At 58.1% G+C, this 22,556-nt stretch carries 17 protein-coding genes and 1 pseudogene; 9 read left to right on the top strand and 9 right to left on the bottom strand.

Annotated elements, in window-relative coordinates:
* Positions 1–7: 7 nt before the first annotated feature.
* The 4 genes and pseudogenes from torA (at position 8) to ACTG2U_RS17345 (ending at position 6,239) form a co-directional block, all read left to right on the top strand.
* Complete coding sequence (gene torA / locus ACTG2U_RS17360; RefSeq protein WP_439974839.1) at positions 8–2,500, top strand: trimethylamine-N-oxide reductase TorA; 2,493 nt, start codon at positions 8–10, stop codon at positions 2,498–2,500.
* A gap of 99 nt (positions 2,501–2,599) precedes the next feature.
* Positions 2,600–3,268: a molecular chaperone TorD gene (gene torD, locus ACTG2U_RS17355; RefSeq protein ID WP_101531272.1), complete on the top strand. Its 669-nt coding sequence runs from the start codon at positions 2,600–2,602 to the stop codon at positions 3,266–3,268.
* 7 nt (positions 3,269–3,275) lie between these two features.
* Positions 3,276–3,644, top strand: coding sequence for a hypothetical protein (locus ACTG2U_RS17350; RefSeq protein ID WP_042080620.1), 369 nt, complete (start codon positions 3,276–3,278; stop codon positions 3,642–3,644).
* A gap of 153 nt (positions 3,645–3,797) precedes the next feature.
* Positions 3,798–6,239: pseudogene (locus tag ACTG2U_RS17345) on the top strand (sensor domain-containing protein).
* 60 nt (positions 6,240–6,299) lie between these two features.
* On the opposite strand, the gene ACTG2U_RS17340 reads toward ACTG2U_RS17345, so the two are convergent.
* Positions 6,300–6,581: a hypothetical protein gene (locus tag ACTG2U_RS17340; protein WP_225315392.1), complete on the bottom strand. Its 282-nt coding sequence runs from the start codon at positions 6,579–6,581 to the stop codon at positions 6,300–6,302.
* A gap of 166 nt (positions 6,582–6,747) precedes the next feature.
* Between ACTG2U_RS17340 and acs the strand changes: the two genes are divergently transcribed.
* The 4 genes from acs (at position 6,748) to accC (ending at position 11,283) form a co-directional block, all read left to right on the top strand.
* A complete protein-coding gene (gene acs, locus ACTG2U_RS17335; protein ID WP_439974838.1) occupies positions 6,748–8,694 on the top strand; it encodes an acetate--CoA ligase in 1,947 nt (648 codons plus the stop codon).
* A 288-nt stretch (positions 8,695–8,982) separates the two neighbouring features.
* Positions 8,983–9,432 (top strand): type II 3-dehydroquinate dehydratase, encoded by a 450-nt coding sequence (aroQ, locus tag ACTG2U_RS17330; RefSeq protein WP_439974837.1) that lies wholly within the window; start codon positions 8,983–8,985, stop codon positions 9,430–9,432.
* A gap of 36 nt (positions 9,433–9,468) precedes the next feature.
* Positions 9,469–9,927 carry an acetyl-CoA carboxylase biotin carboxyl carrier protein gene (accB, locus tag ACTG2U_RS17325; protein WP_005338908.1) on the top strand — a complete coding sequence of 153 codons (459 nt, stop codon included), beginning with the start codon at positions 9,469–9,471 and terminating at the stop codon, positions 9,925–9,927.
* Between the two features lie 15 nt (positions 9,928–9,942).
* Positions 9,943–11,283: an acetyl-CoA carboxylase biotin carboxylase subunit gene (gene accC, locus ACTG2U_RS17320; protein WP_439974836.1), complete on the top strand. Its 1,341-nt coding sequence runs from the start codon at positions 9,943–9,945 to the stop codon at positions 11,281–11,283.
* A 360-nt stretch (positions 11,284–11,643) separates the two neighbouring features.
* Here the strand turns inward: accC and ACTG2U_RS17315 are convergent, their stop codons facing one another.
* The 8 genes from ACTG2U_RS17315 to ACTG2U_RS17280 all read right to left on the bottom strand — a co-directional run bounded on the left by ACTG2U_RS17315 (position 11,644) and on the right by ACTG2U_RS17280 (position 20,762).
* On the bottom strand, positions 11,644–12,564 hold the full coding sequence (locus ACTG2U_RS17315; protein WP_005338927.1) for a L,D-transpeptidase family protein: 921 nt from the start codon (positions 12,562–12,564) through the stop codon (positions 11,644–11,646).
* 511 nt (positions 12,565–13,075) lie between these two features.
* Complete coding sequence (locus ACTG2U_RS17310; RefSeq protein WP_368166979.1) at positions 13,076–14,317, bottom strand: tetratricopeptide repeat protein; 1,242 nt, start codon at positions 14,315–14,317, stop codon at positions 13,076–13,078.
* Positions 14,318–14,328: 11 nt separating this feature from the next.
* On the bottom strand, positions 14,329–14,964 hold the full coding sequence (locus ACTG2U_RS17305) for an energy transducer TonB (protein ID WP_005343441.1): 636 nt from the start codon (positions 14,962–14,964) through the stop codon (positions 14,329–14,331).
* 16 nt (positions 14,965–14,980) lie between these two features.
* Positions 14,981–15,388, bottom strand: a complete 408-nt coding sequence (locus ACTG2U_RS17300) for an ExbD/TolR family protein (protein ID WP_005338933.1) — start codon at positions 15,386–15,388, stop codon at positions 14,981–14,983.
* 67 nt (positions 15,389–15,455) lie between these two features.
* Positions 15,456–15,983 (bottom strand): MotA/TolQ/ExbB proton channel family protein, encoded by a 528-nt coding sequence (locus tag ACTG2U_RS17295; protein ID WP_005338936.1) that lies wholly within the window; start codon positions 15,981–15,983, stop codon positions 15,456–15,458.
* Positions 15,984–15,993: 10 nt separating this feature from the next.
* Complete coding sequence (locus ACTG2U_RS17290) at positions 15,994–17,367, bottom strand: MotA/TolQ/ExbB proton channel family protein (protein ID WP_335811796.1); 1,374 nt, start codon at positions 17,365–17,367, stop codon at positions 15,994–15,996.
* A complete protein-coding gene (locus ACTG2U_RS17285) occupies positions 17,364–18,128 on the bottom strand; it encodes a DUF3450 domain-containing protein (protein WP_335811795.1) in 765 nt (254 codons plus the stop codon). Before ACTG2U_RS17285 ends, ACTG2U_RS17290 begins: the two co-directional genes overlap by 4 nt.
* A 108-nt stretch (positions 18,129–18,236) precedes the next feature.
* Positions 18,237–20,762, bottom strand: coding sequence for a TonB-dependent receptor (locus ACTG2U_RS17280; protein ID WP_058057271.1), 2,526 nt, complete (start codon positions 20,760–20,762; stop codon positions 18,237–18,239).
* A gap of 739 nt (positions 20,763–21,501) precedes the next feature.
* On the opposite strand from ACTG2U_RS17280, the gene ACTG2U_RS17275 reads away from it, so the two are divergent.
* Positions 21,502–22,527 (top strand): ABC transporter permease subunit, encoded by a 1,026-nt coding sequence (locus ACTG2U_RS17275; protein WP_005349436.1) that lies wholly within the window; start codon positions 21,502–21,504, stop codon positions 22,525–22,527.
* Positions 22,528–22,556 lie beyond the last annotated feature (29 nt).

The following is a 22,556-nucleotide window of genomic DNA, read 5'->3' as shown; positions in this document are numbered from 1 at the left end:
TAACAAGATGATCAATATTTCCCGTCGTGGTTTTCTGGGCGGCTTGCTGGCCAGCGGTGCCTCTGCCCTGATCGGCCCCTCCCTACTCGGTCGCGCTGTGATAGCCGCCGAGTCCGGCGAAAAACTGGTGCAGTCCGGCTCCCACTGGGGCGCCTTCCGTGCCCGGGTGGTCGATGGCCGCTGGGTCGAGACCCTGCCATTCGAGCACGACAAGCACCCCACCGACATGCTCAAGGCCTTGAGTGAGGTGGTCTACAACCCCTCCCGCATCCGCTACCCCATGGTGCGACTGGACTGGCTACGCAAGGGCCACCAGTCCGACACCAGCGAACGCGGCCAGAACCGCTTCGTGCGGGTCACCTGGTCCCAGGCGCTCGATTTTTTCTATCACGAGCTGGAGCGGGTGCAGAAGACCTATGGCCCGAGCGCCCTCTATGCCGGTCACTCCGGCTGGCAGTCGGTGGGTAAACTGCACTCCGCTGGCGCCATGCTGGGACGCGCCATGAACCTGCACGGCACCTATCTGGCCAAGGCCGGTGACTACTCCACCGGTGCCGCCCAGGTGATCCTGCCCCACGTGGCGGGCGCCATGGAGGTGTACGAGCAGCAGACTTCCTGGCCGCTGGTGCTGGAGCACAGCAAAACCATCGTCATCTGGGGCTCCGATCCCATCAAGAATCTGCAGGTGGGCTGGCTGGTGCCGGATCACAGCGTCTACGACTACTGGGCGCAGTTGAAAGAGAAGGTGGCGAAGGGCGAGATCCGGGTGATCAGTGTCGACCCGGTCAAATCCAAGACCCAGAAGTTCCTCAATTGCGATCAGGTGACCCTGAATCCACAGACCGACGTACCGCTGATGCTGGGCATCGCCCACACCCTCTACAGCGAGAAGCGCCACGACGAGGCGTTCCTGAAGAACTACACCACCGGCTTTGACAAGTTCCTGCCCTACCTGCTGGGCACCAGCGATGGTCAGGTGAAGGATGCGGAGTGGGCCGCCGCCATCTGTGGCGTCCCCGCCGAGACCATCCGCGAGCTGGCCCGCGCCATGAGCAGCGGCCGCACCCAGCTTATCGGCGGCTGGTGCGTGCAACGCATGCACCACGGCGAACAGTACGCCTGGATGCTGGTGGTTCTGGCCTCCATGCTTGGCCAGATCGGCCTGCCAGGTGGCGGTTACGGCTTTGGCTGGCACTACAACGGGGCGGGTACCATCACCTCCAGCGGCCCCATCATGTCAGGTTTCAGCTCGGTCATCCCCGGCGTTAAACCACTCCATGACGGCGACTGGAAGGGCTACTCCAAATACATTCCGGTGGCCCGTTTCGTCGACAGCATCCTCAATCCGGGCAAGCAGATCGCCTTCAACGGCCAGACCATCACCTACCCCCACATGAAGATGGCGGTGTTCTGCGGCAACAACCCGTTCCACCACCAGCAGGATCGCAACAAGATGGTCGCGGCCTGGCGCAAGCTGGAAACCGTGGTCAGCATCGATCACCAGTGGACGGCCAGCTGCCGCTTCGCCGATATCGTGCTGCCCGCCACCACCACTTATGAGCGGGATGACATCGAGCAGTGGGGTTCTCATTCCAACGCGGGCATTCTGGCCATGTACAAGGTGGTTGAGCCGCTGTTCGAGGCGCGCGATGACTATGACATCTTCGCCGATCTCTGCCGTCGCTTCGGTCGCGAGGCCGAGTTCACCGGCGGCAAGAGCAAGCTGGAGTGGATCCAGAGCATCTATGACGACGCCCGCCTGCAGGGCCGCGGCATCGGCATTCGTCTGCCCCGTTTCAGCCAGTTCTGGCACGGCGAAGGCTTCGTCACCTTCCCGGCAGGCCAACCCTGGGTGCGTCACGAGTCGTTCCGTCAGGAGCCGGATCTGGAACCCCTCGGTACCCCGTCTGGCCTTATCGAGATCTACTCCAAGACCATCGCCGACTACGGCTATGGGGATTGCCCGGGCCATCCGGTCTGGATTGAACCCTACGAGCGCTCCCACGGTGGGCCGGGCAGCAAACAGTACCCGCTGCACCTGCAATCCTGCCACCCGGACAAGCGGCTGCACAGCCAGCTCTGCTCCTCCGACAACTACCGAGCCACCTACACGGTGCAGGGTCGCGAACCTGTCTATATGAATCCGCAGGATGCCAAATCCCGCGGCCTCAAGGACGGCGATCTGGTGCGGGTGTTCAACGGCCGCGGTCAGGTATTGGCTGGTCTGGTGGTGAGCGATGACTACGCCCCCGGCGTGGTGCGCATTCAGGAAGGAGCCTGGTATGGCCCGCAAGAGGGCGGCAAGGTAGGGACGCTCTGTACCTATGGTGACCCCAACGTGCTGACCGCCGACATCGGCTCCTCCAGCCTGGCGCAGGCCACCACGGCCCATACCGCGCTGGTGGAGATCGAGAAGTTCCGCGGACAGGCACCTGCTGTCACCGCCTTCGGCGCGCCGGAATCGGCCAAGGGCATCGACCCCATGTTCCCGGCACTCTGACCCCGGGGGGACGAAAGCGCCCCCTTGAGTTTCCTTTATTTTTAAAGTCGTTAGAATCGGGAGCCATCAAGGCTCCCGATTGCCATCCACGGAGGAAAAATGCAGGAATTTATGGCTACCAGCGAACGCCGGGCCGAACTCTACTGGTGGTTCTCCACCCTGTTCGCCGCCGAACTCAGTGATGAGCAGATCGCCGAATATGACACCTATGATGTGCGAGGCTTCCTGAAAAGCCTCTCCACCCTGGATCCGATGCGCGAAGCCGTGGCCGAACTCAACGAGGCCATTGCGCGCCTGCTGGTGCGCCCGGATCGCCAACTGGAACTCGCCGCCGACTTCGCCGGGCTGTTTCTGGTGGACCCCAAACAGGGCGCCCTGCCCTACGAATCGCTCTACCGCGGCGAAGCCAAGTTGCTGATGCAGGCACCGATGGCCGAGATGCAGGCCCGCCTCGATCGCCTTGGTATCAATGTCAGCGACAAATACAAAGAGCCCGCGGATCATCTGGCCATCGAGCTGGATCTGATGGGCAATCTCATCATCCGTGGGGCGGAAGCCAAGAGCGCGGCCGAGCGGGAACGCTGGCTCGACGAGCAGGAAGCGCTGCTGCACGGCCATCTGCTGGGCTGGTTCGACAAGTTCGAAAGCGCCTGTCGCGCCGCCGACCGGTTTGGCTTCTACGGCGCCAGTGCCCGTCTGCTGGGGGTCTTCCTCAAGATGGATGCCAACTACCTCTCTCTGGTCAAACCGGCACCGTCCGCCGACTGAGGCCGCGATGAAGACAGCCCTGCTTCTGATTGCATGCTGGCTGCTGGCCCTGATCCCGCTGGATCAGGGCATTACTCCCCTGATCGCGCTGCTGTTCAACCCGGATCGCGAGCTCTACGGCACCGCCCAGCTCACCGGATTTGCTGGCATCCTGCTCACCCTCTACCTTGCCAATCTCGGCGTCGAGGTGGTGTTGCGCCGCCGCTTCCAGATTGCCGGCATGCTGGCGCTGCTGGCCGCCTGGATCGACTTCATCAACAGCAGCGGCAGCGAGTCGCACTTCCTGCTGCTCTATCTGCTTGCACTCCCGTTTCACCTGCTCGGCTGGCTGGTATTTGTGCGCGGTATTCAGGCGTTTGGTCGCCAGAAGGGATAACCACTCGCCCCCTTTTTCCATCCTTTTTATCAGGTTTTTCTGCCTATTCTTGCCGTCAAAACAACCAGATAACTCCGCTTGACTCCCGGCCAAACAGTTCGTGCCATACTGACAACTGATGCAAGTGATAAAACAATCAATGCCGAGGTCATCATGGATGGGAAGCTTTTCAACGCCGACACCGAGGCAATGTTGACCCAGCTGTCAGATCACACCGTCCTGGAACAGGTGATGGATAATGCCCCTCTGGGCATCGGCGTCTTTGACTGCGAATTTCGCTACCGTAAAGTCAATCAGGTGCTGGCCGACATCAATGGCAAGAGCATCGAGGAGCATCAGGGCAAGCACCTCAGAGAGGTGGTTCCCAAGCTGGCACCGACTCTGGAGCCCATGTTTCAGCAGATCATGCGCAGCGGCATGCCCTACGTGGATATCGCCATCACGGGCCAAACCGCGGCGTACGACAACAGCTCCCGCCGCTTTCAGGCCACCTACAGCCCGATGCGTGATGAGAAGGGAGAGCTGAACGGCATCCTCGCCATCGTACGGGACATCACCGAGCAGTACGAAACCGAACAACGGCTGCAACTGGCAATGCGAGCGGCCCAAATCGGGGTGTGGGAGTGGCACGTGGCGGAGGACAGACTGCTGTTCGACGGCCAGATTGAGCCGCTGCTGGGCATTGAGGCCAACCAGTTCCACGGTGGGCTGCAAGCGTTCGTCGACTGTTTTGAACCGGAATCCGGCAGCCAGCTCAAGGCCGCCCTGCAAAGTCATGACCCCATCCATCTCACCCTGAGCTACCTCACCGCTCTCAACGAGCGCCACTGGGTCGATATTCATGCCGACCATGTCCCCGCCACCTAGTCGGTCGGCCACCGGGTCATGGGAGTCATTCACAATGCCACCGCCCGCCGCCGTCAGGAGGAACGACTCCATCAGGCCAACGTGGTATTCGATACCACGGCCGAGGGGATCATCATCCTCGACAGCGAGCACCATATTCTGTCGGTCAACCCGGCCTTCACCATGCTGACCCAATACAATGCCGAGGAGGTGATAGGCCGTACCCCGGATATCATCATGCATCCCAGGCGCTACACCGACCTCGACTATCCCTGGTATCACCTGCGCCCCGGTAACAACGCCTGGCATGGCGAGATGGTTTGTCTGCGCAAGGATGGCAGCTACTTCTCCTCCTGGCAGCAGATCAGCGCTGTCTATGACAACTTCAACAACACTACTCACTATGTGATCGCCCTCTCCGACATCAGCGCCATTCGCAAGGTGGAGGCCGAACTGAATCACCTTGCCTATCACGATCCCCTGACCGAGCTGGGCAATCGTCATCTGTTGCAGGAGCGGCTGGCCCTTGAGCTGAAAACCGCGCAGCTCAATCGCAAACGGTTGGGGCTGCTCTTTATCGATCTGGATGGCTTCAAGCTGATCAACGACAGCCTGGGCCACGGGGTTGGCGATGAGCTGCTCAAGCGGCTGGCAGAGAGGATCCGCAGCTGCCTGCAGCACAACGATCTGGCGACCCGCCTCGGGGGAGACGAGTTTCTGGTGCTGATCCCCTATCTGGAGGAGCCTGACGAGCTGGCAACCCTGGCCAATACCCTGCTGACCGTGTTGCGTGAACCGGTTGAGCTGGCCCATGAGCTGGTGGCGATCTCGGCAAGTATCGGTATCGCCATCTATCCGGATCATGCAGACAGCCCGGAAACCCTGGTCAGCGCCGCCGACAGCGCCATGTACGAGGCGAAAAGTCAGGGGCGCAACGGATTCCAGTTCTATACCCCCTGCATGGCGGCTCGAGCCCGCGAGCGAATGCAGATTGAGCAGGGTCTGCTCAAGGCCCTGGAGCTCGAACAGCTCTGCATTTTCTATCAACCCATGACCAATCTGGCCAACGGCCACCTGAGTGGGCTGGAGGCCCTGCTGCGCTGGCAGCATCCGAATGAGGGAATGATAGCGCCGACCCGTTTTATTCCGGTGGCAGAGGAGTGCGGCCTGATCGAGAAAATTGGGGAGTGGGTGATGCGCAATGCCTGCGAGCAGGGACAAAACTGGCTGGCCGCCGGACTGCCGGTGCCCCGCTTGTCGGTCAATGTGTCGGTACGGGAGATGCGCTCCCCGGGCTACGTTGAACGGGTCGCCGCTATTCTGGCCGAGACCGGATTTCCGCCAGAACGGCTGGAGATAGAGGTGACGGAGAGCATCATCCAGCGGGTCGAACAGAGTCTGGATCTCTTTACCCGCCTGAAAAATCTCGGCGTGCAGATTGCCATCGATGACTTTGGTACCGGCTTCTCGTCACTGAGTCTGCTCAAGACCCTGCCGATCGATCGCATCAAGATCGACCGGGCGTTTGTGCAAGCATTACCGGAAGACAAGAACAGTCGGGAGCTCTGCCGCACCATCATCAATCTGGCCGACAGTCTGGATATGGAGGTCACCGCCGAAGGGATTGAAACCAAGGCACAACACGCCTTCTTGCAATCACTCAACTGCGGCGAAGGACAGGGCTATCTGTTCAGCAAACCACTGCATGTCGAACATATGGGAGATCGCCTGCATCAACGCTACGTCTGATAGCGGCAGGCAATCATCATCACCAGCCGGGAGGCATCCGCCTCCTGGCTGCCGACTGGATTACCACTCGATCTGCAAGCGGGATTCCCAACCATCATCACGATCATTGAGCATGCGCGTCAACGGTGATTCGCCAGCATAACGGGGAGCTGGCTCGCTGAAGGTGAGTCTGGTACCGGGCTCCTTGGCCTGCCATGCATGACCAAGCTGATCGGCCACCCGATCCCGCAGCGCAGGTGAGGCCTCCTGATGGGTGATCGCAAACTCTTTCGGGGGTTCGCCAGCGGGCACTGGCGCATCAAACTGCCAGAGGGATGCACAGAGCAACAGAGAAAACATCATGACATCCAATTAATCGACACGCCCCCTTTTACCCACTCGCCGATTAATTGTCACTCTTTGTCCTGTAACCAACTTTTGCCGCCTATCCAAAAGTCTAATTGCCCCCCGCCACCAAAGGTATAAGTTGTTAAGAAACCATTAAAAGATCTATTCAAAGGAGTGACAGATGAGCGAGAGCAAGGTCTACCCGGTCAAACCCCACATCAGCAGCAATGCACTGCTCGACAAGGGCGACTATGCCGCCATGTATCAGGCTTCCGTCGAGGATCCCGATACCTTCTGGGGAGAGCAGGGAAAAATTCTCGACTGGATGAAACCCTATACCAAGGTCAAGAACACCTCCTACGATCCGGGCCATGTCTCCATCAAATGGTTTGAAGATGGCCAGCTCAACGTCTCGGCCAACTGTCTCGATCGCCATCTCGCCGAACGGGGTGACAAGGTCGCCATCATCTGGGAAGGGGACAACCCTGCCGAAGATCGCAAACTCACCTACCGCGAGTTGCACAGCGAAGTGTGCAAGTTTGCCAACGTCTTGAAAGCACAAGGGGTTCACCGCGGCGACGTGGTCTGCCTCTATATGCCCATGGTGCCCGAAGCCGCCATCGCCATGCTGGCCTGTACCCGCATCGGCGCGGTACACAGCATCGTATTCGGCGGCTTCTCGCCAGAAGCGCTGGCCGGCCGCATCATCGACTCGGGCTCGCGCATCGTGATCACCGCCGACGAGGGGCTGCGTGGTGGCCGTCCGGTGCCGCTCAAGAAGAATGTGGATGAAGCGCTCACCAACCCGGAAACCCAGGTCAACAAGGTGATCGTGCTCAAGCGCACCGGCGGCAATGTCGCCTGGCACAACCACCGCGACATCTGGTGGCACGAAGCGACCGCCACCGTCAGCAGCGACTGCCCGCCCGAGGCGATGAACGCCGAAGATCCGCTCTTTATCCTCTATACCTCCGGCTCTACTGGCAAACCCAAGGGAGTGCTGCACACCACAGGCGGCTATCTGGTTTATGCCAGTCTCACCTTCAAATATGTGTTCGACTACCACGAAGAGGATATCTACTGGTGTACCGCCGATGTGGGCTGGGTCACCGGTCACTCCTATCTGGTCTACGGGCCGCTTGCCAACGGTGCCACCACCATCATGTTCGAAGGGGTGCCCAACTACCCGGCCACCAACCGCATGAGTCAGGTGGTGGACAAGCATAAGGTCACCATCCTTTATACTGCACCAACCGCCATCCGTGCCCTGATGGCCAAGGGTAACGAAGCGGTCACCGGCACCTCGCGCCAGAGCCTGCGCATCATGGGGTCGGTGGGTGAACCCATCAACCCGGAAGCCTGGGAGTGGTACTACCGCACCATTGGCGATGAGCGCTGCCCCATTGTCGATACCTGGTGGCAGACCGAGACCGGCGGCATCCTGATTACGCCGCTGCCCGGCGTCACCGACCTGAAACCGGGCTCGGCCACAAAACCCTTCTTCGGGGTGCAACCGGCGCTGGTGGACAACATGGGCGAACCGCTGGAAGGGGCCACCGAGGGTAACCTGGTGATCACCGACTCCTGGCCAGGCCAGATGCGCACCGTGTTCGGCGATCACGAACGCTTTGAGCAGACCTACTTCTCCACCTTCCCGGGCCGCTACTTCACCGGCGACGGTGCCCGTCGCGACGAGGACGGCTACTACTGGATCACCGGTCGGGTGGATGATGTACTGAACGTCTCTGGCCACCGCATGGGTACCGCCGAAATTGAATCGGCGCTGGTGGCCCATCCCAAGATCGCTGAAGCCGCGGTGGTGGGGGTTCCTCACGAGATCAAGGGTCAGGGTATCTATGCCTATGTCACCCTGATCGCCGGGGAAGAGCCGAGCCGCGAGCTGCACAAAGAGGTGAAGGAGTGGGTCCGCAAGGAGATTGGTGCCATCGCCACGCCGGACGTGATCCACTGGGCAGAGGGGCTGCCGAAGACCCGTTCCGGCAAGATCATGCGCCGCATCTTGCGCAAGATCGCCACCGGCGAGACCGACAGCTTGGGGGATATCTCCACCCTGGCGGATCCGGGGGTAGTAGACAAACTCATCCGCGAGAAGTCGGAAGCAGCCTGATCCCGCTTCGTTTGTTGCTCAATAAAGCCGGCCCTGTGCCGGCTTTGTCGTTTCTCATCTGCCAGCAAACAGCAAGGTGGCAGCGAAGAAGTATCTCAGGCCGAAACGTGCAATAAATAGCCAGATGTAGAGATTAGACCAGTAAAATGCTGCTAATTTTCACGAAATCAATATAATTGCGAAATCTGTGTGCCAGGGCACACCGATTTGCGCAGAAAATGGCTAGATTTCTGGTAGTCCACAAGATAGCTGATAGATAGCAGCATTATCATCGAGGATGTACTCAATATGTCGCAAAATCACCGCATTCTCCTGCTCAACGGACCAAACCTGAATCTGCTGGGCAAACGGGAACCGGGTATCTACGGCAGCAAGACGCTTGATGAGATCGTCGCCGATCTGAAGCTTAACGCCAGCGAACTCGGTGTCACTCTGGAACATCTGCAATCCAACGCCGAACATGAGTTGGTCGGCCGCATCCATCAGGCCATGGGCCAGGTGGATTTTATCATCATCAATCCAGCCGCCTTCACCCACACCAGCGTCGCCATTCGCGATGCGCTGCTGGGTGTCGCCATCCCTTTTATCGAGGTTCACCTGTCAAACGTCCATGCCAGGGAGCCGTTCCGTAATCACTCCTATCTGTCTGATGTCGCCAAAGGGGTCATTTGTGGTCTGGGGGCCGATGGCTACCAATTCGCTTTAACCGCGGCCGTGCACCATCTGCGCGCGGCTTGATAATCACTGATCAGATAAAGAAGAAAGAGAATGCTAATGGATATCCGCAAAATCAAGAAGCTGATTGAACTGGTTGAAGAGTCCGGCATCGCCGAACTGGAAATCTCCGAAGGTGAAGAGTCCGTTCGCATCAGCCGCAACTTCTCCGGTCAGGTGACCACCGCCATGCCGCAGATGATGATGCAGCAAGCCGCTCCGGTTGCCGCACCTGCCGCTGCCGCCCCGGTTGCCGCCGCACCGGCCGCAGATGCCGCCCCGAGCGGTCACCTGATGCGCTCCCCGATGGTTGGCTCCTTCTACCGCTCCTCCAGCCCGGATGCCAAGCCGTTCGCGGAAGTGGGTCAGCAAGTCAATGTCGGCGACACCCTGTGCATCGTCGAAGCCATGAAAATGATGAACCAAATCGAGTCTGACAAGGCCGGTGTGATCAAAGCGATCCTGGTTGAAAATGGTCAGGCCGTCGAATTTGACGAGCCGCTGTTCATCATCGAATAAGGGAAATCGCCACCCATGTTGGACAAAGTAGTCATCGCCAACCGCGGTGAAATTGCCCTGCGGATCCTGCGCGCCTGTAAAGAGCTCGGGATCAAGACAGTGGCCGTTCACTCCACCGCCGACCGGGAGCTCAAACATGTGCTGCTGGCCGACGAATCCATCTGTATCGGCAGACCGGCCAGTACTGAATCCTACCTCAACGTCCCGGCCATCATCGCCGCCGCCGAGGTAACCGGTGCCGTGGCCATCCACCCGGGTTACGGCTTCCTCTCCGAGAACGCCGATTTCGCCGAAGTGGTCGAAAAATCCGGCTTCATCTTCATCGGCCCGCGCGCCGAGACCATTCGCCTGATGGGTGACAAGGTCTCCGCCATCGAAGCGATGAAGAAAGCGGGCGTACCGTGTGTACCGGGCTCTGACGGTCCCGTCGACAACGACGCCAAGCACAACGCTGCCATTGCCAAGCGCATCGGCTATCCGGTGATCATCAAGGCCGCCGGTGGCGGTGGTGGTCGCGGTATGCGCGTGGTGCGCAATGAAGCGGAACTGGCGGGCGCCATCGCGCTGACCAAATCCGAAGCAGGCCAGTTCTTCAAGAACGACATGGTCTACATGGAGAAGTACCTGGAAAACCCGCGCCACATCGAAATTCAGGTGTTGGCAGACGGCCAGGGCAACGCCCTCTATCTGGGCGAGCGTGACTGCTCCATGCAGCGTCGCCACCAGAAAGTGGTGGAAGAAGCACCTGCGCCGGGTATCACTGCCGAAATGCGCAAGTTCATCGGTGAGCGCTGCGTGCGCGCCTGTATCGAGATCGGTTACCGCGGTGCGGGTACTTTCGAGTTCCTGTACGAGAACGGCGAGTTCTATTTCATCGAAATGAACACCCGTATTCAGGTTGAGCATCCGGTCACCGAGATGGTCACCGGTATCGATCTGATCAAGGAGCAGCTGCGCATCGCCGCCGGTCAGCCCCTGTCGATCACCCAACAGGATATCCGCATCCGTGGCCATGCCATCGAGTGCCGGATCAACGCCGAAGATCCGGCCACCTTCATGCCCTCTCCGGGTCTGGTGCAGCGCTTCCACGCGCCGGGTGGTCTGGGCGTGCGTTGGGACTCCCACATCTATGCCGGTTACAAGGTACCGCCTTACTACGATTCGATGATCGGCAAGCTGATCTGCTACGGCGAGAATCGTGACATTGCCATCGCCCGCATGCGTCATGCGCTGGACGAATTGGTAGTGGAAGGGATCAAGACCAACGTACCGCTGCAAAAAGAGATCATGAAAGACGAAAACTTCCAGCACGGTGGCACCAATATCCACTACCTGCACAAGAAGTTGGGTCTGTAAGAATTTTACTGGCAGAACATCTGCTTTTGGTATGGCGCTATCGAGTCGCTTCTCAGCCGGAAGGATGACGTGGACAGCCACAAAAATACCCGATCCGCAGCATCGGGTATTTTTTATCTCAGCAGCTGAGATTCGCTCTTCGTGTAATGGATAAGGACAGTTCCTACTTAAATCACATCTTTCCCCTTCCTCCAGTGACCTACTATTCGGAACAGCTAGTTAGATATCCAGTGTTGTTTGTATGCCCCCCCCCCAAAAAACCGGAACAACAAAATTGGTTTTTATCCATAAAAAACGGCGACCATCTGGTCGCCGTTTTCTTTATTCAGTCAGTGCGCGCGGCACCGCCAACTTGCTCAATCAGGGATTGAGGCGGGTCGGCATACCGGTACGCTGTTCCAGCACCTGCTTGACCACGTTGGAGTCAGACTCGGCGTGAGCGATGAAACGGGTGATAGCCGGAGTCATCGGGAGCGGCACGGAGGCGGTGGAGTTGAACTCCTCCTCGGTGCGCGACAGCGGCTCGTGTACTTCCATGTAGCGACCGCCATCCGGCTCGACCGTGGTCTTGACCGGCTGGTTGACGAACTGGACGCGGGTGCCGACCGGCACGTTGTCGAACAGATACTTGATGTCGTCAGCGCGCAGACGGACGCAACCGCTGCTCACCCGCAGACCTATACCGAAGGTGGCGTTGGTGCCGTGGATGGCATAGAGGTTGCCAATGTAGAGGGCGTGCAGACCCATGGGGTTATCCGGACCGGCTGGCCATACTGCCGGCAGGGTCTTGCCCTGGGCGGCATAGCGGCGACGGATGTTCTCGGTCGGGGTCCAGGTCGGGTTGGCGCGCTTGCGCTCTACCTTGGTGATCCAGTTCTCCGGGGTGTTTACCCCCAGCTGACCGATGCCGATGGGCAGCACTTCCACCACGTTCTTCCCTTTCGGGTAGTAGTAGAGACGCATCTCGGCAACGTTGATGACGATCCCTTCGCGGGGCGCGTTGGGCAGGATCAGCTGGTGGGGGATGATCAGGGTGCTACCCGCCTTTGGCAGATAGGGATCAACGCCCGGGTTGGCTTCCATGATGTTGGTCAGACCCAGCTGGAAGTCAGCAGCGATCTGCTCCAGCGGACGGTTGTCCGCAGGCACCACGTATTCCTGATTTTCACCGATCAGGCGGCTGTTGGCCGCAGGCAGACGGTACTCGACGGCGGCAGCCTGCTGGCTGACCAGCGCAAATGTGCATAAAAGGGCCGAAGCGGCAGTGCGAAGGGGATTCATAAAATTCCTGTGTGGTTTCCTGTACCAAATGGGCCGGGGGCCGTCTCATCCTCGGTCTGCCGGTGGCGGGTCAACCTGCCCCACGACGCCAATAACCGAGCGCGCATTCTTTCCTGAGTCGGCCAAAATTTCAACTTCCATATGTTGCTTTTCTTGTTAAAAGTAGCCGTTTTCGATGTGACGCTTATCAACAGGGCAAAAGCCACACTGGCAAGTCACAGCAAAGAGAAAGATGAATAGCACAGCCCGCCTGGCAGCGAGCCACCCGAGCCCTCGTCAACCACAACGCTGCGCCACCTTGTGTCACGGTTGCAGCCCTAGCTAAAACGTTTGTCGCATCGGGGGAGATAAGCCAATGTCGAGGGAGGCTTTGTATTGGCATGAAGAGGGATAAAACCGAGCGTCGGCCACCCGCCAGTGCCGGTTTCAGCTATAAAAAAACCGCTCCGAAGAGCGGTTAATGGAGCCACCAGGCAACCATAAAAGGGACTACAGGTAGTTGTCATTGGAATTACTGGACGGCTGCCTCTCCGGTGCCACTCTGCTCTTTGAGGAAACTGATCCACGGAGATGCCCGACCGCTGACGTTGCCATTCTGAGCCGCCTGGGTGAAGGCGTTGAGGGCCTCCTTCGGCTTTTGTTGCTCAAAATAGGCGACCCCGGTCAGGAACTTGAGATCCGCCCGCTGTTCACCATTGGCATTGGCTGCCGGTTTGGCGGCCAGCGCCACCAAATCCTGATAGCGTTTGCTCTGGATCATCATGCGCGCCATTTTCAGCTGCAATTCGGCACTCGGGGCCAGCTGGTAGGACTTGGCCAGGGTGTCGATGGCCGGATCCAGCTCCTTGGCCTGATGCCAGTAGTTGGCCAGGGTCTTGTAGTTGCTGGCGCTCCGCTCAATCACCCCGTCCTTCATCCCCTTCTCCATCACCCGTGCGGCGCGATGGGGAATGCCGGTGAAGGCGAGGTAGTTGGCGAGGCGCTGCAGCTCGGCGGCCTCGGTCAACATGCCGAGGTTGTAGGCCGACTCCAGCGCCGCCAGCGCCTTGGCATCGTTGCCTGCCTGCATATGCATGGCCGACAGCTGGGTCCAGTACTTCTTCTTCTCCGGGAACATGTTGACCAGAGAGGTCAGCACCTCGGTCGCCGGTTTGTACTGTTTCAGCTCGTAGTGAGCGCCCATCTTCAGCAGATACCAGGACTCCGGCGCTTTACCTGCCGACAGCTTGATCGCCTGATCCACCGCCGGGATCGCGTCACGGTACTGCTTGAGCTGAACATGGGCGTTGGCCAGCGTGATATAGGCATGGGAGTTGGGCTTGTCATCCTTGCCCTGGTTGGCAAACCACTCCTTCATGGTCTTGATCGACCCCTGATAATTACCCTCCGCCATATAGAGCTGGGCCAAGTTGTATCGTACCTGCTGGGCCACCGGTGGCGGCAAGCCGCCTGTCGCGATGGCATCGGCAAAGTACTTGGTCGCCTGACCGTATTTCTCCTGCTGGGCGGCCACGAAACCGAGGGTCTGCAATATGACCCCCTTGTCGTAGACCCGCTCGCCCGCACCTGAAAGCGCGTCTTGCAGCTTGGCATTGGCCTCACCGTATTTCTTCTCGGTGATCAGCTCCTGCGCCTTGTTGACCGCCCGATAGGCCCGATCCGACAGGGCCGGCTGCTCGGCGGCCCAACTGGCGGTGCTGAGCAGCACCGCCATGGCGACCGGGGCGAGGATCATCTTGTGTAACTTGTTCATCGCCACCTTCCTTAGTTGACCGCAAACTCGATCTCTTGCTGCATACGGCTCGCCTGCGGCTTGCCATCCACCATGGCCGGTTTGAACGTCCACTTGGCGATGGTTTTACGCGCCTCTTTGCCGAGGTCATAGCTGCGCGGCTCTTCCTTGACGATCCGCACGTTACTGACGGTGCCGCGCTCGGTGACGGTGAACTCCACCAGCACCTTGCCGGAAGCCAGCCCCGCCAGTGCCGCCTTGCGGGGCATCATGGGCTCGAAGGTTGCCAGCGGAATGGCGCCGTTGTTGCCACCGACGCCGCCACCACCGCCGCCGGTGCTGTAGGCCCCCAGCGCGTTGCCACCACCGATGTTGACCGGGATGTCAAGCTTGGGCATGTCCATCGGCGCGCTCTCCATCTTCGGCCGATCCGTGCTGGCCACCTCCATCTCGGGAGGCGGCGGCGGACGCTTGGGCGGCGGCGGTTTGGGCAGCTCCCGCTGTTTCTCTTGCAGGGTCTCCTGGGGCTTGAGGCGGATGAAATCGGTCATGGTGACGTCATCCTTCTCCACCAGCTCCCGGTGATCCGGTGTGATCAGCTTGTTCATTCCCAGAAACAGAAAGAACACCACCACACAGGAGACCGCCAACGATATCAGGTATCTCATAGGTCTCTCTCCGGCATCAGCTGCTCTTGTCTGCCGCGATGGAGATGTTCTGGACACCGGCCATGCGGATCTGATCCATGACCTGCACCACCAGACCGGAACGGGATTCGTTATCGGCCTGGATCACCACGGCGCTCTCCGGGTTTTCGGCCCGCAGCCGCTCGATGTTGGCGCGTACCGCCCCCACCTCGACCACCCGCTTGTCGACCCAGACCTGACCGTTTTCACGCACCGCGACCATGATATTGCCCTTCTTCACCGTCTCGGCCGTGCTGGCACTGGGACGGTTGATCTCGACACCGGACTCCTTGACGAAGGAGGTGGTGACGATGAAGAAGATCAGCATGATGAACACTATGTCCAGCATGGGGGTCAAATCGATAGCCGCCTCGTCAGCACCGCTGTCGCTGTAACGTTTTCTCATAGCAGAAACTCCTTGCTTGTTCTGTGCCCCCGGCAGGCCATGCCTCGCCGGGGGTATGCATCCTGCATCAACCGTGTTTCAGGTTGTCTTCCAGCTTTTGCACCGCCAGTTTGGCCTTGTGATCGAGCTGGTTGACAAAAAACAGGCCGGAAAGGGCGGCGATCATGCCCGCCATGGTCGGTACCGTTGCCTTGGAGATCCCCGATGCCATCGCCCGCGGCGAACCGGTGCCGGTGATGGCCAGGGTGTCAAACACCTGCACCATCCCCACCACGGTGCCGAGCAGCCCCATCAACGGGCAGAGAGCGATCAGCACCTTGATGACCGGCATCCCCTTGTCCACCGCCATGGCAACCCGTGAGACCAGCTCGCGCCGGATCTGCTTGGCAGACCAGGAGAGATGATCGGTGCGAGCCAGCCAGGTGGCCTTGGTCTGCTTCACCTGCTTGGGGTAAACCGCCATGAAGTAGAACCAGCGCTCCAGCAACAGGGCCCACATCATCAGGGTCAGGAAGAACAGGGCGACCAGTACATCGCCCCCCAATCCCAAAAACCGGCGGACCGACTCGACTTCTTCAATCAACCAGAACCACATGGGTGACTCCTTACGCTGCGGCTTTGGAGGCGTGCAGACGTTCCTGATAACGGGCGACGAAACCGGCGCTCTGCTCTTCCAGCACCTGGATCAGACGACGGCTCTGGGTCTGCACAATGGTGTAGAGGAACAGCATGGGCACCGCGACGACCAGACCCTGCATGGTGGTCACCAGCGCCTCGGAGATACCGCCCGCCATCAGCTTGGGATCGCCGGTACCGAACAGGGTGATAGCCTGGAAGGTGGCAATCATCCCCACTACGGTGCCGAGCAGGCCCAGCAGCGGCGCGACTGAGGCGATCAGCTTGATGAGGCTGATGCCCTTCTCGAACTTGGGCACGTTGCGCAGGATGATCTCGTCGAGCTTGGACTCCAGATCCTCGATGTTGTCACCGCGATGGTTCTGGTAGGCCCCCAGCATGTCACCAATGGGGTTGCCCTTGATGATCTGATCAGATTTCAGCTGCTTGCGCATGGACGAGCCGATCAGCGACAGGCGGATACCGCAGAAGATGGCCAGCAGGGTACCTATGACCCCCAATGCCAGGATCACATAGCCCACGGAACCGCCCTGATCGATACGCTCCTTGAGGGTCGGTGACTGCACCAGCAGGGAGAGGATCACGCCGCGAGACGGGTCGATAAAGATGGGCTTGACCCCGTCACCGCCCTGTTCAAACTCGGCGATGGGAGCCAGCACGCTCTTCTCCGGTTGACGGGAGAGCTGCTCGAACTTGCCGGTCTCCGGTACGAAGGTGAGGTACTTGCCTTCGGAGACAGTGTTGAACTCGCCGATCTGGGTGACGGTCTTCTCGGCCTGGTTGCCCTCGCCGTAGACCACAGTCGCCGGGATCTGGCTCACCTTGCCACCGTCCACCATGCGGCCGAGGGTGGTGGTCCAGAACGCTTCCAGATCGTCGCTGGAGGGGAGCTCTTTACTCTCGGCCAGACGGGTCAACAGAGCTGATTGCTCCGGATGCTCGACACGACGAGCGGAGGCGTTGAAGATCCCCTTGAACTCACCGGCAAACTGACGCAACACACCAAACATCTCGCCCATGTTGCCAGAACGCTGGCGCAGAGTTTCAGTCAGTTCGGTCAGCTGCTTGTCGTTGGCATCGAAGGTCGCCTTGAGCTGATCACCCTTGGCGGTTTCAGCAGCCAGCTCGGCCTTGGCCTTGGCCAGCAGTGCCCCCTGCTCGTTCTTGTCAGCCAGGAAGCGGGCTTCCCGCTCCTTGTTGAGTTGGGATTCGCTCAGGCTGGAGGCCTTGACCTGGTTCAGCAGCGCATTGAGATCCACCGGTTTTTCGGCAGCGGTCACCGGCAGGGTGACCAGGGTAGCTCCCGCAATCAGGGAGGCAATAGCAAGTTTGATTCCTTTCATGATGCTTTCTCCGCAGTTTGAACCGGCAGCTTGATCAGCGCGGGAGGCGCCTGCTTCTTGGCGATGCGAAGGCCCTGTTCAACCGCACTGCGATACTCCTGGGGCAACTCTTCCCACTGACGGGTCTTCTTGTTCCACATGCCGGTCTCCTGACCATCCGGAGACTGGTAAAGCAGCGCGATGCGGCCAACGCGCAGGAACTCGTAGGTCTTCTCGCTGCCATCCTTGTCCAGGCTCGCCTTGTAGGCCTCAATGGTGCGGCTGAAGCCCTCCTCGATCTGGTAGGCCTCCAGGATCTTGCGGTACTTCTCCGAGATGGTGACATCGGCCCGGTTCATCAGGTCGGTCAGAGCCGCCACGCGGTCCTCCCGCTCGACCTTCTGGAACGGCAGATCCAGCGCCACAAACTGCTCGAGGGAGTCGATCATCTTGAGCATCAGGGGCACCACTTCGGTGCTGGTCTGGTCGATCTGGGCGATCTGCTTTTGCATCGACGCCAGCTCGGCGCTCTGGGACTCGACCATCTTGCTCACCTGCTCGTTGTAGGTGCGCAGACTGTCGACCTGACGCAGGGCGGCCTTGTACTGGGCCAGTGCGGATTCGGCAGATTCGGCATAGCTGTCGATCTTCTGCTGGGAAACTTTGGATGCGTTGTTGGTGGCGGCTTGAGCGTCCACAGCCTGACCGGCAGTAGCGGCACTCAGATTGAAGCTGGTCAACAAGGCGGCCGAAACCAGGCTGCCAAGGAGCGCTTTCTTCATTGTAATGGTCCTTGTCTTCATAGGATTACCCTATCTCCGTAACTTCCTTGGACGTTGGGCACAGCCGGCCCGACCGGGCCGGCTGAGGTTGTATATCAACAGGGTTGATTAGAACTTCTGGGTGTAGTCGATGTAGTAGATGCGACCGTCGATGCTGTAGAGGTCTTCATCGTAAGTGAAGCCATCATTGGACAGGGAGGGGCCACGGTTGAACATGTTCTTCACACCGGTCTGGATCTTGCCATTCCAGCTGGTATCGACTGCGACGTTCAGGTTCCAGACGGTGTTGGAAGCGATATGACCCTCTTCCTGACCATCAACATAGTCCTGGCTCTGGGAATCGATATAGTTGGCGCTCAGGTAGGTATCCAGATTCCACAGCTGCGGGAAGTTGGCACCGATCCCGGAGTTGAGGCGCAAGTCAGGTTTGCCATTCCAACCCTTCTTGTCGATCATCGGACCACCGGCAAACAACCCCTCTTCGTACTGCAGGATGTAAGTACCACCGAAGTCATAACGCAGGGTGAAGGTGTTGAAGTCGTACTTGTAATCGGCTTTAAAATCTACACCACTGGTCTTGAGTTGCCCCAAGTTGACCATGCCAGCCTTGATCTCCTTGATGGTGCCGTTGGGGAGACGAATTACGTTCGGGTTGCTGCCACTGTTCAGCTCCTGATAAATCTGGGTTTGTGCCGTGGCTAGCTGGATCACATCATCAATCTTGATGTAGTAGTAATCGAGTGACAGATTCAAGTTATCCAGCGGATTGTAAGCAGCCCCGATAGTGAAGGTATCAGCCGTCTCCTCCTTCAGATTTTTATTGGACTGGCGGGTAACGTCATACTGTTTCTCAGGACAGTTAGCTGTGCCGGTAGCATTGCAGCGTACATAGTCCTTGGCATAGTCAGCAGAGAATGAGTCTGCGGCATAGAGATCATCCAGCCCCGGCGCCCGGAACGATTGTGACCAGGAGGTCCGGAACATCAAGTTGTCTAGCGGCTGGTAACGCAGGCTCGCTTTGGGCGAGAAGGCGCTGCCAAAGTCGCTGTACTTGTCATAACGACCCGCCAGGTTCAGCTCGACCTGCTCGGTGATGGGGATCAGGCTCTCGATATAGGTGGCAAACACATCGCGCACACCACCACCGGAGTTGCCGGATGAACCTATGACGTTGCCTGCTTCAGACTGACTGTCATAGGTATCGGAGTAAGTCCAGTCGTTATACTCGGAGCCCCAGTACCAACCGATTGGACCGGCAGGCAGTTCGCCCATTTCCCAACCCAAACCGCCATACCACTGGAAAAAGTCCATCTTGGAAGTACGCGAGGTATCGTAGGACAACAGATCATTTACTGACTTATCAAACTCACCATTGGTGAACTTGCCATCTTTGATTGCATTACGGGCAGCACTTTTGAGGATATAACCGCTACCATCGCTGGTATTGTCAGTCTTGGAGTACATGTAACCGGCGTTCCATTCAACATCCCCAACGGCCTCGGTAGGTAGTACACCGTCAAAGCCCAGGTTCATGCTGCCGGTAAAGTCAGTCACATCGTTATCACGGGGACCAATATTGTTGAATCGATAGAAAATTGCAGCCTGACCGCCAGTGATTCCGTTCGCAGCCAACAACGCAGGATCATCACTCACAAATGAGCCCGCAGCAGGGGCAAAGCGGCCAAAACTGGTCACCCGAGAGCCAATAAACTGAGGAACAAAATCCACACTGTCATTGATGTGATAGCGACCATTCACATAGACAGTATCGCGAGAACGAGAGGCTGTTTTAGCAGCAACCTTGGCGAAATCAAAGTTGCATAAACCATCCTGTTCAACAAAGCCGGTCCCGACATTGGCACAGTTGATACCTGCAAGCTGCTTCAGATCACCTGTATCTAAATCCATGATGTTACGGCCAGCCACGCTGGGGGACATTGCACCTTGTAAAGCCAGATAGTCACGGTCACGATAGTAGATCACGTCCTTCTCATCGTGCTCGTAAACCATCATCAGGGACCCTTTCTCCCCATTGACGCCCGCAACCACAGAGCCACTCTTCTCATCACCGCCCTCTTCGGTTGGTGAGCCAAGACGCCCTTGGAATGTCAACCCTTCGAAACCCTCCTTGAGGATCACGTTGATAACACCTCCGATAGCATCAGAACCATAGAGTGCGGAGCCGCCGTCCAGGTTCACTTCCACCCGCTCAACAGCAGCCATGGGGATGGTGTTAAGGTTGATGGAAGTGCCCCCCATGGAGGGGGATCCAGCAACACGTTTGCCATTGAGAAGCACCAGGGTACGTTCTGAGCCCAAGCCACGCAGCCCTACTGTGGCTTGTGACTGGGCAGAACTACCGGAGGATGGGGAGAAACCACCAAAAGAGTTGTAGGAGGCCTGTTTCAGATAATCCGCCACAGTCTGCTGACCAGACTGTTCAATTTGGGCCTTGCTGACAGAGACGACCGGAGTCGCCCCCTCAACATCAACACGGGAGATACGGGAACCAGTGACTTTGATTTTCTGCAGTTTTTCGACGTTCTGCCCTTCTTCGGCAGATACGGATGGGGCCGCCGCAAGGCTCGCCAAGGCGAACGCAATCGCAGCAGAGATTCTGCTCTTCCTAAGCATCGCTTATATCCTTCCTGGTTGTTTATTGTTTGCTTCCTGATACCGCCCTCTTTGGAGCGATGTGTAAGGCTTATCAATCTTTGACTAGCGACGTCAATGGAGCAGGGGTGTGGCGAGGTCAGGCGTAGAATAAGCGGAGTGTATTAATTTTGACCGGCATAATTAGTGAATAATTCTGCCAAAAATAACCCTCACAATGTAAAAATATTGTTAATTGGCGTAAATGGCGCTGAATTAAAATTTGATGAACTTATTAGTTAACGTGCTGTCCGTTTATATCTTATTTTGATTTATCGGCCTTAATAAGAATAAAACACTAACTTCATGAGGGTTTCACCTGACGGTTCTCATGGGGATAACAGATAAGATCGTTGAGATGATATCGTTTTCCTTCAATTTCACCGCTCAAACAAAAACGCTATTAATCAACAACTTAAAAACACAAAAAACTCAAATAAACAGCTGCTTATATTTTTTAAAATAATGTTGAGCAGTAGCGTTTTGTTTTGATTTTCACTTTTCAGATAAAAAACGTCATTTTTCGGTGCTTTTGGTCTCAGCGGGTCATTTGTCCCAGTTTTCCATTTCCTTGTACTTGATTTTTGTTGCAGAGCTTTTACAGTGGCCAAGCGGATTGTCTGCTGTTTGGCAACCAATCCAGCGCGTAATGCCAGGAAGGACAGGCCCGTCACCGGATTTGACTGGCCGCAAAAAAGAACAACAAGGACGAGGTTCCACCATGCTGTCGTATTTCCTACGCCGGATGCTTTTGATCATTCCGACGTTTCTCGGTATCACCCTGCTCGTCTTCACCATCACCCGTTTCGTGCCGGGCGGACCGGTCGAGCGCATGCTGCTGCAAGCCCAGGTTTCCCAGAATGAATCTGGCCGCTCCAGCGGCAGCAAGGGGGCGCAGGCCCTCTCCGATGAGCAGATCGAGGAGCTCAAGGCCTTCTATGGCCTCGACAAGCCCATGCTGGTCGCCTACTGGGAGTGGCTGCAGAAGCTGGCGGTGCTGGATCTGGGCGAATCGACCCGCTACTACGAACCGGTGTGGGATCTCATCAAGGATCGGCTCCCGGTCACCGCCTTCTTCGGACTGGCGACCTTTCTGCTGAGCTATGCGGTCTCCATTCCGCTAGGTGTGGCGAAGGCGCTCAGGCACAACAGCCGCTTCGACTCGTTGAGCTCCATGCTTATCTACATGGCCTATGCCCTGCCAGCCTACGTGGTGGGGATCTTCCTCATCACCGTCTTCGCCTTCCATCTGGAGTGGCTGCCGATGGGCGGTTTTCCGGGGGATGACTTTGAGTACATGGAGAGCAGCTGGGATCAGATCCGCACGGTCTTTGCCCACGCCCTGCTGCCGCTTATCGCCTACGCCATCGGCGATTTCGCCATCCTCACCATGACCATGAAAAACAGCCTGATGGAGAACTTGTCGGCCGATTATGTGCGTACCGCCGTGGCCAAGGGACTGCCATTTCGCAAGGCTGTCACCGACCACGCCATGCGCAACAGCCTGATCCCCATCGCCAGTCACCTGGGGTCTGTGCTCACCGTTTTCTTTGGCGGCTCCTTCCTCATCGAGACCATCTTCAACATCGACGGCATCGGCCTGCTCGGTTACGAGGCGATCGTCGAGCGGGATTACCCCACCGTCATGGGCATTCTGGCCATCACCTCCATGCTGATGCTGATTGGCAATATCGTCTCCGATATCTGTGTTGCCCTCGTTGATCCCCGCGTGCGATTTGGAGACTGACCATGAAGCAGACCTCTATTGCCATGCCG

Source organism: Aeromonas sp. 95A (genome assembly GCF_051919235.1).
Classification (GTDB): Bacteria; Pseudomonadota; Gammaproteobacteria; order Enterobacterales; family Aeromonadaceae; genus Aeromonas; species Aeromonas veronii.
This window is presented reverse-complemented; position numbering and strand designations above follow the sequence as displayed.

Bases quoted from the DNA above. Each gene is read 5' to 3' on its own strand.
- torA (WP_439974839.1), top strand. From the start codon at position 8: ATGATCAATATTTCCCGTCGTGGTTTTCTGGGCGGCTTGCTGGCCAGC.
- torD (WP_101531272.1), top strand. From the start codon at position 2,600: ATGCAGGAATTTATGGCTACCAGCGAACGCCGGGCCGAACTCTACTGG.
- ACTG2U_RS17350 (WP_042080620.1), top strand. From the start codon at position 3,276: ATGAAGACAGCCCTGCTTCTGATTGCATGCTGGCTGCTGGCCCTGATC.
- ACTG2U_RS17340 (WP_225315392.1), bottom strand. From the start codon at position 6,581: ATGATGTTTTCTCTGTTGCTCTGTGCATCCCTCTGGCAGTTTGATGCG.
- acs (WP_439974838.1), top strand. From the start codon at position 6,748: ATGAGCGAGAGCAAGGTCTACCCGGTCAAACCCCACATCAGCAGCAAT.
- aroQ (WP_439974837.1), top strand. From the start codon at position 8,983: ATGTCGCAAAATCACCGCATTCTCCTGCTCAACGGACCAAACCTGAAT.
- accB (WP_005338908.1), top strand. From the start codon at position 9,469: ATGGATATCCGCAAAATCAAGAAGCTGATTGAACTGGTTGAAGAGTCC.
- accC (WP_439974836.1), top strand. From the start codon at position 9,943: ATGTTGGACAAAGTAGTCATCGCCAACCGCGGTGAAATTGCCCTGCGG.
- ACTG2U_RS17315 (WP_005338927.1), bottom strand. From the start codon at position 12,564: ATGAATCCCCTTCGCACTGCCGCTTCGGCCCTTTTATGCACATTTGCG.
- ACTG2U_RS17310 (WP_368166979.1), bottom strand. From the start codon at position 14,317: ATGAACAAGTTACACAAGATGATCCTCGCCCCGGTCGCCATGGCGGTG.
- ACTG2U_RS17305 (WP_005343441.1), bottom strand. From the start codon at position 14,964: ATGAGATACCTGATATCGTTGGCGGTCTCCTGTGTGGTGGTGTTCTTT.
- ACTG2U_RS17300 (WP_005338933.1), bottom strand. From the start codon at position 15,388: ATGAGAAAACGTTACAGCGACAGCGGTGCTGACGAGGCGGCTATCGAT.
- ACTG2U_RS17295 (WP_005338936.1), bottom strand. From the start codon at position 15,983: ATGTGGTTCTGGTTGATTGAAGAAGTCGAGTCGGTCCGCCGGTTTTTG.
- ACTG2U_RS17290 (WP_335811796.1), bottom strand. From the start codon at position 17,367: ATGAAAGGAATCAAACTTGCTATTGCCTCCCTGATTGCGGGAGCTACC.
- ACTG2U_RS17285 (WP_335811795.1), bottom strand. From the start codon at position 18,128: ATGAAGAAAGCGCTCCTTGGCAGCCTGGTTTCGGCCGCCTTGTTGACC.
- ACTG2U_RS17280 (WP_058057271.1), bottom strand. From the start codon at position 20,762: ATGCTTAGGAAGAGCAGAATCTCTGCTGCGATTGCGTTCGCCTTGGCG.
- ACTG2U_RS17275 (WP_005349436.1), top strand. From the start codon at position 21,502: ATGCTGTCGTATTTCCTACGCCGGATGCTTTTGATCATTCCGACGTTT.